The 18,109-nt window shown below is 34.3% G+C and carries 21 protein-coding genes; 13 read left to right on the forward strand and 8 right to left on the reverse strand.

Annotated elements, in window-relative coordinates:
* Positions 1-2: 2 nt before the first annotated feature.
* Positions 3-794 (reverse strand): phosphoadenylyl-sulfate reductase, encoded by a 792-nt coding sequence (locus SIB53_RS04465; protein ID WP_413678997.1) that lies wholly within the window; start codon positions 792-794, stop codon positions 3-5.
* An 85-nt stretch (positions 795-879) separates the two neighbouring features.
* Between SIB53_RS04465 and SIB53_RS04470 the strand changes: the two genes are divergently transcribed.
* The 5 genes from SIB53_RS04470 (at position 880) to SIB53_RS04490 (ending at position 7,301) form a co-directional block, all read left to right on the forward strand.
* Complete coding sequence (locus SIB53_RS04470; protein ID WP_413678998.1) at positions 880-2,067, forward strand: NAD(P)/FAD-dependent oxidoreductase; 1,188 nt, start codon at positions 880-882, stop codon at positions 2,065-2,067.
* 70 nt (positions 2,068-2,137) lie between these two features.
* Complete coding sequence (locus tag SIB53_RS04475) at positions 2,138-3,955, forward strand: SLC13 family permease (protein WP_413678999.1); 1,818 nt, start codon at positions 2,138-2,140, stop codon at positions 3,953-3,955.
* Between the two features lie 103 nt (positions 3,956-4,058).
* A complete protein-coding gene (locus SIB53_RS04480) occupies positions 4,059-5,444 on the forward strand; it encodes a TrkH family potassium uptake protein (protein ID WP_413679000.1) in 1,386 nt (461 codons plus the stop codon).
* A 12-nt stretch (positions 5,445-5,456) separates the two neighbouring features.
* The gene (locus tag SIB53_RS04485) at positions 5,457-6,161 is read left to right on the forward strand and encodes a potassium channel family protein (RefSeq protein ID WP_413679001.1); all 705 of its coding nucleotides are present in this window, start codon (positions 5,457-5,459) and stop codon (positions 6,159-6,161) included.
* A 3-nt stretch (positions 6,162-6,164) separates the two neighbouring features.
* Positions 6,165-7,301, forward strand: a complete 1,137-nt coding sequence (locus SIB53_RS04490; protein ID WP_413679002.1) for an anhydro-N-acetylmuramic acid kinase — start codon at positions 6,165-6,167, stop codon at positions 7,299-7,301.
* Positions 7,302-7,303: 2 nt separating this feature from the next.
* Here the strand turns inward: SIB53_RS04490 and SIB53_RS04495 are convergent, their stop codons facing one another.
* Positions 7,304-7,606, reverse strand: a complete 303-nt coding sequence (locus SIB53_RS04495; protein WP_413679003.1) for a ribbon-helix-helix domain-containing protein — start codon at positions 7,604-7,606, stop codon at positions 7,304-7,306.
* Positions 7,607-7,746: 140 nt separating this feature from the next.
* On the opposite strand from SIB53_RS04495, the gene SIB53_RS04500 reads away from it, so the two are divergent.
* Positions 7,747-8,103: a hypothetical protein gene (locus SIB53_RS04500; protein WP_413679004.1), complete on the forward strand. Its 357-nt coding sequence runs from the start codon at positions 7,747-7,749 to the stop codon at positions 8,101-8,103.
* 33 nt (positions 8,104-8,136) lie between these two features.
* The gene (locus SIB53_RS04505; RefSeq protein ID WP_413679005.1) at positions 8,137-8,367 is read left to right on the forward strand and encodes a hypothetical protein; all 231 of its coding nucleotides are present in this window, start codon (positions 8,137-8,139) and stop codon (positions 8,365-8,367) included.
* Here the strand turns inward: SIB53_RS04505 and SIB53_RS04510 are convergent.
* The gene (locus tag SIB53_RS04510; RefSeq protein ID WP_413679006.1) at positions 8,341-8,532 is read right to left on the reverse strand and encodes a hypothetical protein; all 192 of its coding nucleotides are present in this window, start codon (positions 8,530-8,532) and stop codon (positions 8,341-8,343) included. The two genes, SIB53_RS04505 and SIB53_RS04510, sit on opposite strands and share 27 nt — an antisense overlap.
* A gap of 86 nt (positions 8,533-8,618) precedes the next feature.
* On the opposite strand from SIB53_RS04510, the gene SIB53_RS04515 reads away from it, so the two are divergent.
* Complete coding sequence (locus SIB53_RS04515) at positions 8,619-10,334, forward strand: ABC-F family ATP-binding cassette domain-containing protein (protein ID WP_413679007.1); 1,716 nt, start codon at positions 8,619-8,621, stop codon at positions 10,332-10,334.
* 28 nt (positions 10,335-10,362) lie between these two features.
* On the opposite strand, the gene SIB53_RS04520 is transcribed toward SIB53_RS04515, so the two are convergent.
* Positions 10,363-11,541 carry a trypsin-like peptidase domain-containing protein gene (locus tag SIB53_RS04520; protein ID WP_413679113.1) on the reverse strand — a complete coding sequence of 393 codons (1,179 nt, stop codon included), beginning with the start codon at positions 11,539-11,541 and terminating at the stop codon, positions 10,363-10,365.
* A gap of 228 nt (positions 11,542-11,769) precedes the next feature.
* Between SIB53_RS04520 and SIB53_RS04525 the strand changes: the two genes are divergently transcribed.
* The 5 genes from SIB53_RS04525 to xseB all read left to right on the forward strand — a co-directional run bounded on the left by SIB53_RS04525 (position 11,770) and on the right by xseB (position 14,227).
* Positions 11,770-12,048 carry a DUF2973 domain-containing protein gene (locus SIB53_RS04525; RefSeq protein WP_413679008.1) on the forward strand — a complete coding sequence of 93 codons (279 nt, stop codon included), beginning with the start codon at positions 11,770-11,772 and terminating at the stop codon, positions 12,046-12,048.
* A gap of 55 nt (positions 12,049-12,103) precedes the next feature.
* A complete protein-coding gene (locus SIB53_RS04530) occupies positions 12,104-12,487 on the forward strand; it encodes a hypothetical protein (protein WP_011822953.1) in 384 nt (127 codons plus the stop codon).
* Positions 12,488-12,586: 99 nt separating this feature from the next.
* Positions 12,587-12,733 (forward strand): chlorophyll a/b-binding protein, encoded by a 147-nt coding sequence (locus tag SIB53_RS04535; protein WP_011294091.1) that lies wholly within the window; start codon positions 12,587-12,589, stop codon positions 12,731-12,733.
* A 33-nt stretch (positions 12,734-12,766) separates the two neighbouring features.
* Complete coding sequence (gene xseA, locus SIB53_RS04540) at positions 12,767-13,927, forward strand: exodeoxyribonuclease VII large subunit (protein ID WP_413679009.1); 1,161 nt, start codon at positions 12,767-12,769, stop codon at positions 13,925-13,927.
* A gap of 27 nt (positions 13,928-13,954) precedes the next feature.
* Positions 13,955-14,227 (forward strand): exodeoxyribonuclease VII small subunit, encoded by a 273-nt coding sequence (gene xseB, locus SIB53_RS04545; protein ID WP_413679010.1) that lies wholly within the window; start codon positions 13,955-13,957, stop codon positions 14,225-14,227.
* Positions 14,228-14,234: 7 nt separating this feature from the next.
* On the opposite strand, the gene SIB53_RS04550 is transcribed toward xseB, so the two are convergent.
* From SIB53_RS04550 to SIB53_RS04565, 4 genes are all read right to left on the reverse strand, one after another.
* The gene (locus SIB53_RS04550) at positions 14,235-14,564 is read right to left on the reverse strand and encodes a hypothetical protein (protein ID WP_413679011.1); all 330 of its coding nucleotides are present in this window, start codon (positions 14,562-14,564) and stop codon (positions 14,235-14,237) included.
* Positions 14,565-14,625: 61 nt separating this feature from the next.
* Positions 14,626-15,540 carry a YihY/virulence factor BrkB family protein gene (locus tag SIB53_RS04555; protein WP_413679012.1) on the reverse strand — a complete coding sequence of 305 codons (915 nt, stop codon included), beginning with the start codon at positions 15,538-15,540 and terminating at the stop codon, positions 14,626-14,628.
* 139 nt (positions 15,541-15,679) lie between these two features.
* A complete protein-coding gene (locus SIB53_RS04560; protein ID WP_413679013.1) occupies positions 15,680-16,498 on the reverse strand; it encodes an inositol monophosphatase family protein in 819 nt (272 codons plus the stop codon).
* A gap of 18 nt (positions 16,499-16,516) precedes the next feature.
* Positions 16,517-18,094 carry a TolC family protein gene (locus SIB53_RS04565; protein ID WP_413679014.1) on the reverse strand — a complete coding sequence of 526 codons (1,578 nt, stop codon included), beginning with the start codon at positions 18,092-18,094 and terminating at the stop codon, positions 16,517-16,519.
* Positions 18,095-18,109 lie beyond the last annotated feature (15 nt).

Genomic DNA, 18,109 nt, shown 5'->3' on the forward strand with positions numbered 1-18,109 from the left:
AGTTAAATTCCTTCTCCCAAAAAATTATTGTCATCAACATGAATCCCACACTCTTCACTGACCCCTCCAAATCTTGTTGATCTTCCTTTGGAATTATTATTTTCTGCTACGCTTGAATGCCAATCTCCAACTGTAGAATAGCCTTTTTCAAATAATGGGTGTTGAGGTAAATCATTATTTTCCATGTAATAGAAAATATCTTTTTTAGTCCAGTTTAAGAGAGGTCGTAGAGTTAAACGTTCTCTGATGTAATCAATATGAGACATTGATTCTCTGTTTTTGGTTTGACCTTTACGTACTCCGCTAGCCCAACAAAGAGCGTCGAGTTCTGATAGGACATTCTCTAAAGGTTCAATTTTTCGAATTTGGTGATATTTGTTTAGATCTTTTAGTTCGCCAGTTTCCCAAAGTTTTCCATACAGTGCTTCCATCCTTGCGGGAGAGATAGGGCTTTGGGCCACTATTAAATCTAATTCAAATAGTGTTGTAAGTTCTTCTGCATATTTATAAGTTTCTTGAGGTAGGTAACCAGTATCTATCCAAATTATCTTTGGTTTTTGTTTGGATTTTAAAGCCACCGTCATATGAAGTAAAACAGCAGATTGGATTCCAAAACTGGTTGTTAAAACAAATTTCTCATCAAATTTCTCATAGGCCCATTGAAGTTGATCTTGAGCAGAAAGTTTTTCAAGATATTTACTTGTTTCATCAATTGATTTCACCAGAAAAGGTTGAGCAAAGTTACTTGATTCTCTCAAATCACTGGTGTAATTGTCTTGGGATTCTTTCTGCATATTTGAGAATTGAATGCCGAATCGGTCAAAGTTTGTTTAGGGTCTTTAAATCATCTTAAATCTAGTCCCTATGGACTTGAACAATTTGAAATCTGACCCAATAGTTGTTGTAGGTGGTGGCTTTGGAGGACTGGCTACTGTTCAAGCTTTGTTGGCCAAGTCAGATGGAACATCAGTTATTTTGATTGATGAAGGCAATAGATTTCTTTTTAAGCCATTGCTCTATGAGTTGTTAAGTGGTGAGCTTCAATTATGGGAGGTGGCACCTCAGTATTCCGATTTAGCTTCAGAATTAGGATTTATTTTTTTACAAGAATGTGTCGTTGAGATTGATGAAATAGAACAAAAGTTAATTACTTCATCTGAGACTGAAATAACTTATTCGCAACTTGTTATTAGCACAGGAGTTACAACTGATTATTCTTTGCTAGAAAATTTACAAGAATATGCTTGTGGCTTTTCTAATCTAAATGACTTTCGAATAATTAAAAAGTTAATAACTAAAATAAATAATTCTTCTGAATTTACTAATCCTATAGTTATTGCTGGAGCGGGTCCAACTGGTGTTGAGCTTGCATGTAAAATTTCTGATTTAATAAAAGATCGGATTGAGATATATTTAGTTGATAAAGGAGATAAAATTTTACCTAATTGTAAATCATTTAATAGAGAGAAAGCAATTGATGCAATAGCTCAGAGAAATATTAGAGTTTGTCTAAACTTTTATATAAGATCTGTTGATAAAACTTTTTTAGAACTTTCCAGCACTGATAATGAAACAAATGATTTCATTAAACTTGATTATTCTACTTTATTATGGACTGCAGGGTTGAAACCTTCTAAATCAAAAGTTGTACATCATTTTTCGAATGAAAATCGTAAGATTAAAGTAAATGAATTTATGCAAATCGATGAATATCAAAATATTTTTTTCGTTGGAGATATCACATTTTATGAAAATGCCCCTTTCCCCTCTTCCGCTCAAGTTGCAATGCAACAAGGTTCTTTAGTGGCTAAAAATATTATTTCTTTAAGAGAGGGAAATGAACTTAAACCATTTCAATTTGAAGAGCTTGGAGAAATGTTGAGTCTTGGCATTGGTAATGCATCTATTACTGCATATGGAATTACCTTGGCAGGACCCATTGCATTTGAAATTAGGCGTTTTGCATATTTAATGAGAATGCCAGGGTTTCTTCTATCGTTTAAATCCTCTGGTGCATGGATATTTAGTAAAAAAATAATTAATCGTTTATTTTCTCAATCTCCTTAGCTCCTTTAGGCAGTAATCTTAAAATTAATATTTGGACAGAGTCAGTTGGACAGGTTATTAATTAAATAATATGAATGAAATATTAACTGTTTTTGAGAATCCAAAAGCTGTCATCACTTTGGCAGTGTTAATGAGTGCAGTTTTTTTGTTTGTAAGTAGTGCTTTAGCTCCTGAACTGACTGGACTTTTGAGTGTTGCATTACTAATGGCAACAGGAGTTCTTTCTCCTCAAAAAGCATTGGCTGGTTTTGGAAGCCCTGCTTTGATTACATTGATGGGCTTATTTGCTGTTTCTGCTGCGCTTTTTAAAAGTGGAGCCCTTGATCGTTTAAGAGAGTTAATTGCTTCTGAAAGTATTCGAACTCCACGTAGGTTAATAGCTTTACTTGGATTAGTTGTTGCTCCTGTTTCAGGCGTTGTTCCTAATACTCCAGTTGTAGCATCGCTTTTACCCGTTATTGAGGCTTGGTGTGTCAAGCGAAAATTATCTCCTTCTCGTGTTTTGTTGCCACTATCTTTCGCGACGGTCTTAGGTGGAACTTTAACTCTTTTGGGGAGTTCAGTAAATTTGTTAGTGAGCGATATTAGCGATCAACTTGGCTATGGTCCTTTTGATCTTTTTACTTTTACTTCAATAGGTATACCTATATGGTTATTCGGAACAGCGTATATGTTGTTAGCTCCTCAATCTCTACTACCTGATAGAGGAAGAATCAGTTCAGAGTATGGAGGTAGTTCGGATCAGACTGGCTATTTTACTGAAGTGACAATTCCTTCTGGTTCTGAATTGGTTGGAAATTCCTTGAGAAATAGTCGCTTACAAAGAAGATTTGATGTCGATGTTTTAGAAATACAGCGCGAGAGTGAAAGACTTTTACCACCTCTAGCTGATCGAATCATTCAATCTGAAGATCGCTTGTTGATAAGAATTACACGCTCAGATCTTTTGCGTTTAAAACAAGAACATACAGTTCAATTAACTAAAAATTTAAATACTGAAAAGAATTTTTTTCTATCCAATACTGATGAAGGGCAACAAACTGTAGAGGTCCTTTTGCCAGCTGGCTCAACCTTGGCTGGCGCGAGTTTGCGAGAACTACGATTTAGGCAAAGGCATAATGCAACTGTTTTAGCTTTAAGACGAGGGCAGCAAACTGTTCAAGAAAGATTGGGACAAGCAATTTTAAGAGAGGGGGATGTATTACTTCTGCAAGCACCCAGAGATTCAATTAGAGGATTACAAGATAGTAATGACCTTCTCGTTTTAGATCAATTTGATAATGATCTACCAACTGTTACTAGAAAACCGATAGCAATTGGTATTGCCATTGCTATGTTGATTCTTCCTTCACTGACTGACTTGCCTCTCGTTGCTTCTGTTTTATTGGCTGTAATTGGGATGGTTTGGGGTGGATGTTTAAGGCCCGCCGAGGTGCAAAGATCAATTCGACTTGATGTAATTCTTTTGCTTGGATCTCTTTCTAGTTTTAGTGTGGCAATGCAAAACACAGGTCTTGCTGATGCTTTTGCGAATATTCTAATTTTTATATTGCAAGACTTATCTACTTATTCCGCTTTACTAGTAATTTTTCTCTCTACTACAATATTCACTCAATTTGTCAGTAATGCTGCTTCAGTAGCTCTTTTGGCGCCAATTGCTGTTCAATTGGCGCCCAGTATGGGTCTACCTCCTTTGGCTTTGTTGATAACAGTTCTGTTTGGCGCTAGTCAGTCTTTTCTTACACCTATGGGTTATCAGACAAACCTTATGGTATTTGGCCCTGGGCGTTATCAGTTCTTAGATGTCACTAGATACGGAGCTGGTTTGACAATCTTGATGACGTTTCTTGTCCCAGGGTTGATTTTGTTAAACTATGGTATTTCTTGAAATATGTTGGATACGGTTATTAATTTAGGAGAAAATTCAAGGTTTCCATTTGAGTTTGATTATTTAATCTTTTTAGAATTAGTCTCCATCTATTGTGAAAAAAGTGAGCATTAGGCAAGAAACTTACAGAAGGCTTACGGTTCCACAGTTCACAGTGGTAACTGGTTTACTTGTGATTACTTTTGGAACATTATTATTAGCTACACCTTTATGTTCTAATTCAAATGTAGGCTTGTGGGAGGCATTATTTACGGCAACTTCTGCTGTCACAGTTACGGGATTATCTATTATTGATATAGGAATAGATTTGACATTCTTTGGGCAAGTAATTTTAGCCATTATGTTATTAACTGGGGGACTTGGTTTAATGGCTATTACTACATTTTTACAGGGCTTTATTGTTAGTGGAACAGAATTAAAAACACGTCTAGATAGAGGAAAAACTCTTGATGAATTTGGAGTTGGTGGTGTAGGGAGGACCTTTCAAGGGATTGCGATTACAGCATCTATTCTTATTTTTCTTGGAGCTATTACTTTATATTTTTTTGGTTTCAATAATATAGCTAGCTCAAGCGAGAGGATTTGGGCATCAATTTTTCATAGTATATCTGCTTATAATAATGCTGGATTCAGTTTATGGTCGAATAGCTTACAAGATTATAGAAGCAATTCGGTAGTGAATTTTGTTTTAATTACTTTAATCATTTTAGGCGGTTTTGGATGGAGAGTCACTAATGATATTTGGATAAATCGTAGATCTTTAAAATTAAGAAATTTAAGTCTTCATACACGTTTAGTAATTAGATCATCTTTCATATTAATATCTCTTGGATTCTTTGGATTGATTTTTACTGAATCTTTAGCTAGGGGTAGTTTCTTTTCGTTAATTGATTTTGATGATCGGATTTTAACCGCTCTATTTACTTCTGTTAGTTCGCGAACTGCCGGATTTACAAGTTTACCTATATCAATTGAGAGTGTCTCTGATTCAGGTCTTTTATTGATCATGTTTCTTATGTTTATTGGGGCAAGTCCAGGTGGCACAGGAGGAGGAATTAAGACGACAACTATTGCTTCATTAATGGCTGCTACAAGAGCAACCTTGCGTGGTCAAAATGAAATTATTATTCGGAATCGTCAGATATCTGACAAAGTAATTCTTAAAGCTGTTGGTATCACTGTTGGTTCATTTTTATTTGTATTAATTATGGCCCTATTATTAAGTTTGAGTAATGGATTCAATAGTGGAGAGAATTTTTCATTTTTAGAAATGCTTTTCACTTGTATTTCTGCTTTTGCAACTGTAGGTTTCGACCTTGGCGTGACCTCTAAGCTAGGACACGTTGGTCAATTAATTCTTATTATTGGGATGTTTGTTGGCAGATTGGGTATTCTTTTATTCTTGAGCGCTGTATGGCAAGCTCTTAATAAAAGCAAGCTTCAACATCGTAATCGAATTGGTTACCCGAAGGAGGATCTTTATGTTTAAGGAGGAAGAATCATGAGTGATTGGTGGCAATGGTCTCCCGTTAAAGCAAACCAGCAACTTGGTTTTGCTGTGGTAGGTATTGGTCGTTTTGGAAGTGCGGTCTGTAGAGAGCTTTTGAGAAATGGTGCTGATGTTTTGGCTATTGATTCTTCAGAGAAGGCAATAGAGGAATTACGTCAATTAGAGCCAACAATTGAAGCGAGGGTGGTTGATTCAACAGATGAAGAATCTATGAAAGAAGCAGGTGTTCTTGAAATGGGTACTGTAGTAGTAGGTATTAGTGAGCCTATTGAGGCAAGTATAACGACAACTTTGATTGCAAAAGATACAGATGGAAGTTTAGTGAAGCAAGTGATTGCTAGAGCAACAAGTGATTTGCATGAAAAAATGCTGAAAAGGGTTGGTGCTGATCGGGTTGTATTCCCTTCAAGAATGCAAGGAGAAAGATTGGGTTTGGAATTGGTTAGACCTAATTTGATTGAAAGATTAGAACTCGATGATAAAACCGGCATTGATGAGATTAAAGTGCCTGAAGTTTTTGTAGGGCGTTCTTTACGTGATTTGAATCTTAGAAAAAATTATTTTGTTAATGTTTTAGCTGCCGGCCCTGCTCAATTACTAACGGTCAATCCTCCAGCTAAATATATTTTGGAAAAAGACCATGTTCTTGTAGTGATGGGTTCGATGGAAGATCTTCAAAAGTTGCCTCAAATCTAATCTATGCTTGTTTTGGGGATGATGAGTGGAACTAGTGCTGATGGAATAGATGCAGTTTTAGTTGAATTTAAAGGTGATCCTTCAAAGCCAAAATGGAGAATTTTAAATACAGTTTCTTATGACTACCCATCTTCAACTAGAGAAAAAATAATACAAGTTGCTCAAGGATTAAAAATTAACAGCAAAGAATGGCTTGAGTTGGCTGAGGAAATTACAGAACTAAATGCTAGTGCTGCAAGGACTTGTGATCCTGATTCAGTTGCAGAGGTGGTTGGCTGTCATGGCCAAACTTTATTTCATAGGTGTGTGCACAAATCTAAAAGAGGAGGAAGTCTTCAAATTCTTTTAGGACCACTACTGGCAAATATTTTAGATCAAATTGTGATTTATGATTTTAGATCAATGGATATTGCTTCAGGTGGACATGGCGCTCCTTTGGTAGCGATAGTTGATGAAGCTCTGTTTGGAAGAGTATATGGATGGAGAGGAATTCTCAATCTTGGTGGAATTGCTAATCTCACTATTATTCCCCCTAAAACTGGGATTGATAAACATTCTGAATGTTTAGGCTGGGATTGCGGGCCGGCTAATTCTTTGATTGACCTAGCTATTAAAGAAAGTGCGCATACATCTTCAAATTTTGATGAGAATGGATCGTTAGCAGCTATAGGTATACCTAAATTAAATGTCATCGAAAAGTGGCTGAGAGAACCTTTTTTTCACCTGGAACCTCCTCGATCAACAGGAAGAGAGCAATTTGGTTTTCAAGATTTACAAAAAAGAAAAAAAGAGTTGGGTGCTTTATCAAAAGAAGATTTACTATCAACATTAACTACATTTACTGCATCAATAATTTCTCAAGATTTAGATAATCTTTTTAAACTGAAAAAAATACGTTTAATAGAGATTTTAGTTGCTGGAGGTGGAACTAAAAATTTATTTTTAATGAGACAACTGCAAAAGCAATGCTGCGGTGTTCATATCCATAATATAAATGAAATTGGTATTCCATCTCAATTTAGAGAGGCTTTAGCTTTTGCAACTTTATCTTGGTGGAATTTTTTAGGTAAACAAGTTCATCCTAGGTATATCACAGGAGCAAATAAATCTATTTTATACGGAGTAAGAGTTGATCCTTGATCTTAATTTCTTTTGAACTTTAATCTTTTAGGAATACCTTTTAATCTTTGTGTTTTTTGTTTTTCTAATGCATTTATAAAGTTTTGAGTTTTTGTTTTCTTTGTTTCTATTTCTTTAGATTCTGAATTTTCTAGCAATTGATGTTGCTTAACACCTTCTTGAATTAAAACTTTGGCCATATTGCTCACAGTTCTAGATTCTCGTTCGGCTAATTCAGATAATCTTTCACATAACTCTTCTGGAAGGACAACTTGTATGCGAGGCGATTTTTGCTTCCCGTTCGATGAGTTTTGACGAGTAGCCATGCGTACAAAGAACTACCAAGTAGTAAATAGTGTACACTTATATGCAAGGGTAGTATCCTTGTGTATGATACTTACCATTCTGGCCAGCTTTGTCTTGTCAACCTTTGCTTGAATTTTTCTGATTTTAAAAGGAGTATTTCATGTCTAAGCCATCTCTTCCGCAAACCTCTCAAACTCTTTCTACGAATAATGTTGTCGATAAAGGAACTGTAAAACGACAAAGAAGGAAAAGTCGAAGTAATGGAAAAAATGGAGATGTTTTAATTTCTGCTGTTGTGAGTTCTTATTTGTTGACTCATTTACATCATGTTTTGCAAAGAGCGGAATATGGGGCTAGTAAAGAAGGCAGATCTTCTCATGCTGCAAACTTTGCTCAACTTCGTAAAGTCCTTTGTATGGATGCTCGAAGCATGAAAGACGCATCTGCTTTAGGCCTAAAGGAAAGTGATTTAGATAAGTGCAATGAATCGCTTGGTTTGGAGACAAAAGCGGCTTAATTGAATAGCCTTAAATTAGTTGATGATTTTCTCATGAGCGGCAATGCTGCAGAGCTTTATAAGCTTATAAATAAAGATCCTAATAAAAAACAAGCTCTTTTTCGTCAAGCTCTTCAAAACCCCAAGGGTGCGATGCAAGCTATTTGTGCATTTGGGAATGAAATGAATTTGCCAGTTACTTCAGAAGAGGTTAAAGAATACTTGACGACCATTGATGATTTAGAGACTAAACAATGGCTAATAAAAGCTAGGGGTGGGTTGTGATTGATTTTTTAATGAAGAGGGGATTTCGACAGCATCATGATCATTCTCTTTGATGACTCTTCGTTCATAGCCACCTCCGCCTGCCATTGTCCAAAAAAACCAATAACTTGGAATTGCAAGAGCTGCGGATAGCACTAAAGCAGTAATTTGTTCGAGTCTTAACATGGCTTTAATTATTTAATGTAATTTGAATCAATTGGTATCTTGTAAAGCTAAATGATTAAAGGTAACTCACTGGAGGTTTTGTTGTAGTGTTGCGACTTGAGAAAATTAGTAAAATTTATCCAACTGGCGAAGTCTTGAAAGATGTTAGTTGGGAAATTAAAAATGGAGAAAGAATTGGTTTAGTTGGAGTAAATGGGGCAGGGAAATCGACACAATTAAAAATTATTGCTGGATTAGAAGAGGCATCGGATGGATCTTTGATTTATGAAGGTGATCCATCTATTGCATATTTAAAACAGGAATTTGATGTTGATCTTTCAAGGACTGTTAGAGAAGAGTTATTTAAGGCATTTCGAGAAGCATCAGATTTACTTCACAGTCAAAAATTAATTCAAGAAAAAATGGAATCTGAATTAGCCTCTATAGATGTAGAGTATTTGGACTCATTAATACAAGAATTAAGCATTATTCAAAGCAAATTTGAATCAATAAATGGTTACGATTTAGAATCTGAAGTTGAAAAGTTATTACCCACTATTGGTTTTAACCAAAATGAAGCAGACAGACTAGTTGGAGACTTCTCGGGTGGCTGGCAGATGAGAATAGCTTTAGGGAAAATTCTCTTGCAAAGTCCTGATTTATTGTTACTAGATGAACCAACTAATCATTTAGATTTAGAAACTATTGAATGGCTAGAGAACTATTTACTTAATCAAAAAGTTGCTATGGTAATTGTTAGCCACGATAGATCTTTCTTAGATAAAGTTTGTACAAGAATTGTTAATACCGAGAGAGGTCAATCTAAAAGCTATCTTGGAAATTATACTTCATATCTTCAACAGAGAGCTTTTGAATTTCAATCAACAAAAGTTGCATATGAGAAACAACAGAAGGATATGCAAGTTCAAAAGGCATATATAGAAAGATTTCGAGCAAGTGCTACAAGAAGTACACAAGCTAAAAGTAGAGAAAAGTTATTAGATAAAGTTGAAAAAATAGAAGCCCCTGAGAATAACTTAAAAGGACCTAATTTTAAATTTTTGGATGCACCTCGCTCTGGTAGAGATATATTAAATATTGAGGATTTAACCCATAGCTATGCAGATAATATTTTATTTTTAGGAGCTTTTTTAGAGCTTGAGCCAGGGGAAAAGATAGCATTTTTAGGTCCTAATGGTTCTGGAAAATCTACTTTGCTTCGGCTAATTATGGGTTTAGAAGAACCTGATGAAGGATCTATTAGGATAGGAAAATATAATATTATGCCTAGTTATTTTGAACAAAATCAAGCAGAAGCCTTAGAATTGGATAAAACAGTAATTGAGACAATTTCTCAAGAGGTACCTGATTGGACTCAAACAGAAATTCGTTCTTTACTTGGTAGCTTTGGTTTAACTAATGATGCGGTTTTTAAGGATGTCAGTCAGATAAGTGGAGGAGAGAAAGCAAGGCTTGCTTTGGCTTTAATGATTATTAAGCCATCAAATTTGCTTATTCTTGATGAACCGACAAACCATCTAGATATACCTTCTAAGCAAATGCTAGAGCAGGCATTGTCTAATTATAATGGCAATGCATTAATAGTTTCTCATGATCGATATTTTATTTCAAAAGTTGCTAATAAAATTGTAGAAATAAGAGATGGTCAATTAATTAAGTATCAAGGTGATTACAAATATTATAAAGAGAAAAAAATGGAAGAAGCACTAGAAAAAGAAAAAGAAATACAACTAGCTGAACGTGAAAGAAAAAGGTTGGCTAATCGAGAAAAACAGCGAAAGAAAAAGAAAAAAACTAAATAAAAGTAACGATTAAGAAAAATTTTTCAACTTATAGTTGAAGATCATAAATATCAACTGGTTTGATAATTTTTATGGACTCTATATTACCTCTAAGTATTTTAATTCGTAATGTCGATTGTAAATCATGACGATTGATTTTTTGTACCACATCGGTTGGCGTTGAAATTTTTTCATTATTTATTGAAATTATTAGATCATTGACTTTTAATCCACCTTTTTCGGCAGGACCATTTGGCATCAAATATTTAATAATAGCTCCATCTTCTTTTTGGGAAAGAAAATTACTTTTTTGTTTGATATTGCTTGAAAGTGTTACTCCTATCATGGGATGTTTGGCTCTACCACTCGTGATTAAATCTTTGGCGATTTTTCTAGCTCTATTTATTGGTATTGCAAAACCTAACCCTGCTCCTGGCCCTGAGCGAACAAGAGTATTAATACCAATCACTTCTCCAACAGAATTTAGTAATGGTCCGCCAGAATTACCTGGATTAATAGCTGCATCAGTTTGAATGAGATCTATTCTTTTGTCAGATATGCCTAATTGAGCAACATCTCTATTGAGATTACTAATTATTCCAAGAGTCACCGTGTTTTCGAGTCCAAAAGGATTTCCTACTGCTATTGCCCAATCACCAACTTTTAAATTATCTGAATTTCCTAATTGGGCAGTGGGCCAAGGACCTTTTGCTTTGAGTTTAATAACTGCAAGATCTGTTAAAGAATCTTCTCCAACAACATTTCCAAGCACTCTTCTTCCATCTGATAAACCCACTATTAATTGGTCAGTTTTTTCTATTACATGAGCATTGGTTAAAACTAGACCTTCTTTAGAAAAAATAACTCCACTACCTTGCCCTTTTTCAATTCGAGATCGCGGAACTTGCAGGCCTCTAAGACCAAAGAATCGTTCAAAATATTGATCATTCAATATCCCCGGAGGAAATATTCCTTCACTTGAAGATAAAACCTTACGCTGCGTTTCAATTGTGACCACTGCATCCCCACTGATATTTAACGCTTTTGATACGAAAGATTTTTGATTCTGATTTTGTGTAGATGACAGTAAAGCTTCACTTGAATGAAGAGGAGCTTTATATCGGAAGTTAAAAAAAACAAGAGAAACTAAAACAAAAATTTGAAAATATTTTTTTTGACGTAATTTTCTGGATCCTATTAATATTCTCTTCGCATCTAATCCGTGCATGATCTTTTGAAAGGGATTAGTACTCATATCAAAGGTAATCATAGCGAATTTGGAAATTGACAGGTCCAATACTTTCATTACCGTAGATTTTTACTAAAGAACTATTCTTCGAACTTTCTTTCCTTTAGAATATTGTTCACATTTATTCTGTAATTGACGATGAAACTAGAACTACTTCCAAACTTAATCTGAATTAATGTCTTCAGTTTTGATTTATCATTTTTGAAAATGTTGAGCAATTTTTTACCTTTTGTTTATGGCCTTTCAGTTTTTATTTTGTTGATTTTGGCTGCCAGAGTAATGCTAAATGGTTTTTTCTCAGGTCAAGTACCGTTTGAGGCTCAAAATTCATTTTCTAAGAAAACAAGCAATGACAGAACAGGTTTGGTTACTGTTCATCCTGAGCTTCTAGATAAAGATGGCAGCATTACTGATGAAGATTTGCTCACAGTTCGTTTTTCTAAGGACACTGATCATCCACAATCATCTGAAAAGCCTTCTGAATAATTTTCATTAGATTTTTTGGGTTTGACATTACATAGTTATTAAAGAGGTTTTAATTTTGGAACAAAGAACGCGCATAGTCGCTGCAGTTTTGAAAAACATGAAGTTACCGCCAAGGTTTCGTCTCAGATTATTAAAGGAAGATCCAGTAAGGCTTGAATTAAGCCTTACCCCAGCTTATGGGAAAGACCCTATTCAAGTTGGGTTAGTAGAGTCCCTTGATTTGGTTGCTAGAAGAGACAGAGAAGGAAGAATGCCTAGAGATTTACAAGGAACATGGGATTGGACTGTAAGACATGGAGAAGTTAGTACTGGTGGATGGAATCCTTATTTGAAAGAAGCTCTTCAAACTATGTTCGAAACTGGATTACCAGCAATTATTTACGAGGAACTAACTGGAGAGGACTATCATCCAGTTGATGGTGCAAGACATGTCAGATAGACCATAAAACTTTAAAATCAATTAATTTCAAGAGTCAATTTATATGTTTTCTCATTGTGAGCATTTCTTTAGTATTATTGTATTGATTCTGATTTACAAATGAAAGATAACTTTGAACCTCGCTATGGATTTGTCAATTTTGCTGAAATATGGAATGGTCGTCTAGCTATGATGGGTATCTTAATAGGTTTAACAACAGAGCTTTTGACAGGGCAAGGCATCTTAACTCAAATGGGAATCGGCTGAAAAACTAATTTTTAGTTTTTTATTTTTAATAGTTTGACTGATCTTAAAAACGCTAAACAATCTTTAACTACTTATAGTGTTCAAGAATTAAATGAATCTATCGGTTTATTAATATCAAGAGGATTTGCTCCAAAATTTATACTGAAAGCTACTGTTTCAAAATCAAAAATAAACAAGGGTCATTTATGGTTGACTTTAACTGATGGTAAAGCAAGTGTAGATGGGGTTGCATGGTCCTCAACAATAAAGTCTTTAAAATTTTTACCAAAGCAAGATGATGGCGTTGTTATTATTGGTAAATTAAATTTCTGGGAATCTCAAGCTAGAATCTCTGTACAAGTTTTTGATATACGACCAAGTATTTCTACTGTTCTTAAGAAGTTCGAAATAGTTAAATCAATACTTTTTAAAGAAGGTTTGCTTGATGATTCTTTACGAAGAAAATTACCAAAATACCCTCAGTCAATTGGTATATTAACAAGTGTTCCAAGCTCTGCTTTGGCTGACATCCTTAGAACATCTAAGGAAAGATGGCCATTAACAAAATTGCATATAATTCCTATTCCCGTTCAAGGTAATAATGAAAATGAATTGAGATCTATATTAAGGAAATTAAAAGTAAATAAATTAAAATTAGATGCCGTCATAATAGCTAGAGGAGGAGGAAGCAGAGAAGATTTAATGTTGTTTGATAGTGAAAGTATCGCACGGGAAATAGCAACATTTCCTATACCTGTAATTACAGGTATAGGTCACGAAGATGATCTAACGGTTTCTGATCTTGTTTCAGACCATCGATCTGCCACTCCAACTGCTGCGATTGTTGATCTATTACCCTCAATAGCAATTGAGAAAAATAATTTTTTGCAAAATAAAAAAATACTCAAAGACTATTTAAAACTATTTTTTCAGAATAAAAAGAAATTTTTAAATACAAAAAAATCTTTTTTCCAATCTTATTCCCCACGACTATTAATAAAAAATAAAAGAACAAAAATAAATTATATGTATGAGCTTTTGAATGCACTTTCTCCAGAAAAATTATTAAAAAGAGGTTTTGTACTAATAATGAATCAGTCAGGTGATTCGATTTACAGTGTCCAAAATCTTAAGAAAAAAGATAAGATATTAGTTCAATTTTTTGATGGAAAAATAATTGCAGAGGTTGATAGTCTTAATTATGATAGAATATAAATTTATTAAATAATAATTTTCTATTCTATGTCATTTGCAGATCAAGGAACCAGAAATGATTTATCAATGACTAACAAAAAAAATATAGAAATTTTGAAAAAAGATATTAATAAATTAAGTTATGAAGAATCTATATCTGAATTGGAAGCAATTTTAATAAATGTACAAGACGAAAATATTTCGCTCGATAAAATTCAGATTAATTATATTAAAGGTCATCTACTCCTTAAACATTGTGAGGAACTTCTTGAGTTTGTTGAACAAGAGATTAATGAAATAAATCCAGAATTTTTAAAATAGATTGACTTTATAAATCTATATCTTCAGATTTAATATCAATCGTTGCTGCACTTGCTGGAATATTTTCCAGAATATCCGTGTTATTTTTGATGGATGTTCCACATATTGGACAAGTCATCTGACTATTTAGAAAGGTTGAACCACAAGCTTCACAGGTTTGTACTTTTGATTGGATTCTTTTCCAGGTAAACCATCCAATTCCTCCTAAAATTAATGGTATTATTGTAATGATAAGGAAAATTCCACCTGCTAAATCAATGATAAATTTTCCAGCTTGTGTAGGTAAAATTATCAGTAAAATAAATACCATCCAAATGAATAAAGATGGCTTATTCATAGGTAGTTAAGAGATTTATTTATTATTATAATTTAAATTTTGTTGCTTGTTTCATTGATGTTTAAACGTATCGATTGCGACGCATGCTCGCAATGACAACGCTCCAACATTGACCAAAATAAATAATCACTCCTACCATCCAAACCCAAAGAGTCAATACTAAGACTCCACCAATGAATCCATAAGCCTGAAACCTTGATCCCAGTGAAAGTATACTTCTGCTAACTGCCAAATTTAGGATAGTAAGTAAAGTTCCAATCATAAAAGCCCCAGGGATTAATGGTTTTAAAGGCACTCTTCTACTTGGGAGTAACCCCTGTAAAAGTAATGCCATGCTGGAAAAACCTATCAAAGGAAGTACAAATTGACCTACTTGAAGTACAGGTATTTTTGTAATTGCATTTTCAATCCAAGGGGTTGTATTAGCTAATTCTTCTAAAACTGTCTCGGGAATCATACGAATATTTGCACTGATTTGATCGACAACCATCAAAATCCCAACTAAAAGAACTACAAAAAAAGCTTCTATACGATTTCTGATAAATCTAAATGCTTGAATTTTTAATGGGTCAGGCTTTGATTTCACTGGTAGAACGTCTTCCCATAATCGATCTGCTCCTCTTTGTAATGTTAGATAGGCATTGCCAGCAGTGATCATTAAAAACATTGCCCCAAGTATTCCTGCTCCAAACCCTTGATTAATTAATTGTTCTAAAGTTGACGCCACCAATGCTATTACTTCTGACGGTAAAACTTCAGCAGTTAATTCAATTATTCTTTGCTCTATGCCTTGCTGTTTTCCTAAAAACCATGATGCAACTGATAGGGATATTAGTAATATTGGGAAAAAGGATTGAAGAGTGTAGTAAGCAAATGCTGCACTTAAATCCACACAATCACACTTAGACCATCTTTCATAAGCTCTCCATAGGCTACTAAAAAACCATCTTCCTTTTTTACGCCAGTTCAAGCCCACTTTGGTTTTAAAGTATTTACTATTACGCTACCTCCTAAGAAGAAGATTTTTCTTAGCTGAATCAGTAGATTTAAAATCATCAATTGTTTTAGTGAAGCTAATTTCATTATTTAATTACATATAGAAAGCACATGGTGCATTAACTTTCTTGGATTAATGCGTTCGCCCAAGGCATCATATTGTTTAATGCATCTTCAGAGGATGCTGCTAGTAAGGGGAAATTTACAGAAGTAAGATCAGTTCCAGAGAGAATATCTTTTGGATTCGTGTCCAACCAATTGATCAGACAATTCAGTTCCTCAAGTATTAACCATGCAGCTGCAATATCCCAGATTTTTGGTGTTGCCTCTAAAGCAGCAATTGTTTGACCTATGGCAACACTAGTCATATTTAAACTCGAGACCCCAAGTAGTCTTATCTTCCCCGGAAAAGATTGCTCTGGCTTCATTTGTAAAACTTTAATTGATCGACTACAAAGAGAAATGCAATCACTATTTTTTTTGAAGCGAGATTCGGGCTTAAGTGGTTTGTCATTTAGCCAAACCCCTTGTCCTTTAATGGCGAAAATTCTTTTTTTCAGCGCTGGTATGTCCAGAAAGGCTGTTTCAGGTTCCCCATTGGTAAAACGTGCTATTGATATTGCCCAGTATGGAATGCCTGCTGCAAAATTAGTTGTGCCATCGAGCGGGTCCACTACCCAATATTCACTGGAGCTGGGAATTGACTTCTTACCTTCTTCACTAAGGACTCCTTCTCCCGGAGCAATTGTTGATAAACCTTGAACTATTGTTTTATCACTCCACCTATCACATTCAGTAATAAGTGTTCCATCAGGTTTAATGTCAGAGTTGATTTGACCAAAATCTTGAAGTTGACGTTCCCCAACTTCATCAACTAACTGATGAATTGAAATGAGTTGAGAATTGCTCAGAGGTTTAGATATTGGATTTTGATTCATTTTTATTCAGTAAAAAAGCTATAGCTGACATAGAGGAATTAAATTCGATTCATAGAGATTTGACTTACTGTCTATGTTGCTTTGATTTTGTTCATTTACTTTGATATCACATGGTTTGATGTTATCTAAACCGGTTTGTCTACTTAAATCAGCTAATAAGGTGTTATAGCTAGTGACTGCAATAATATAACGAACCTCGGAATCAGTTAAATCTCTTTGGTTATTTACAACTTCTCGTTGCGTAGTTATACCTGATTTATATCTAAGCTTGGCAAGTCTTAGAGATTCTCTTGCAGATAAAACTTCTGTGTAAGCAGCAGAAATATTGAGTTTGGCTGATTCTAGTTTAAAGAATACCTCTTCAACATCTTTTCTGATTCGAGCTCTTGTTGAAGCAAAATTCAGTTTTGCTTCTTTTGCTTTACTTTTGTTGTAATTAAATAAAGCTCTTGACTTGCCGCCATCAAAAATAAACCATGTTGCATTGAGCCCAATGGTGTTAGAGAAATTGGAGGATGTATTGCTTGTATTTGGCGATACTTGATTTAATTCACCTTTTGCAAATGAAGAGGTAGATGTATTTACTATGCTTAATATTGGTTGGCTAGCAGCCAGTGCAGCATTGGCATTATTATTATTAATTGATATATCCAGTAGGATACTTTCAAGTTCCTCTCTTGAATTATAAGCAGCAATAATACTATCTTCTAACGATAAATCCCATATACCTGTTACTTGAGTTTTTGATCCAATTCTTGGTGTTACATCTTCTGGAAAATTAAGTATTTCAGCAAGAGATCTTTGACCAATTTTTTGATCTCCTGACTTAATATTAAATAACTGCTGATCTCTAGCTAATTGAGCTTTAGCTTCTAGAACATCTAATTTTGTACCAATACCTGATTCAAATCTAATTTCTGCATCCTTTAATCCAAGAGTCGAGGATTTAATAGATTGCTTTGCTACTTCTATTTCCTCATTTGCTTTTTGCAAATTGAAGTATCGTTTTTTAGCCTCTAATTTTAAATCTCTGAGAATTATTGAGTATGAATATTTCGACTTTTCAAAACTATCTCTAGCTGAGGCTATCTCTGGTATTCTTGCTGGATTAATTAGATCCCATCTTATCTGAGCAGATATAGATGAGCTCCATTGTTTACTAGAAGTGTCTTGGATTAAACTTGACTCATTATAATTGTTTGATTCAAAATATTGAGGAATTCCATTAGCTGTTAGGTTTAATGTTGGGTACCAAGAGGATAACGAACTTTTTAATATTGATTTAGCTTGCTCAACTCTTTCTAAGTAGATTTTGATCGTTCGATTATTATTTATAAGTATTTTTTCTAACTGATCTAGATTAACTTTTTTATAAGTTTTTACTAATACTTCTCGAGATCGAGAGGGTAAGAAAAGATCTTTAGGCGAATTTAATTCATATAAGACCCCTTGTGGTTTTTGACTTTGGCTTTTACTTGAGTCTCCTTTGATCTTTATATTGGAAGTTATTTTTTGCGAACTTGTAGCCCATAAAGGATTTAGTCCAGATATAAATAAACCCGCAACAATTAGGAACTTTCTCTTCACTCTCCTCATAGTTATAAGAAAAAC

This window comes from Prochlorococcus sp. MIT 0916 (genome assembly GCF_047305155.1).
In the GTDB taxonomy this organism is placed as follows: domain Bacteria; phylum Cyanobacteriota; class Cyanobacteriia; order PCC-6307; family Cyanobiaceae; genus Prochlorococcus_B.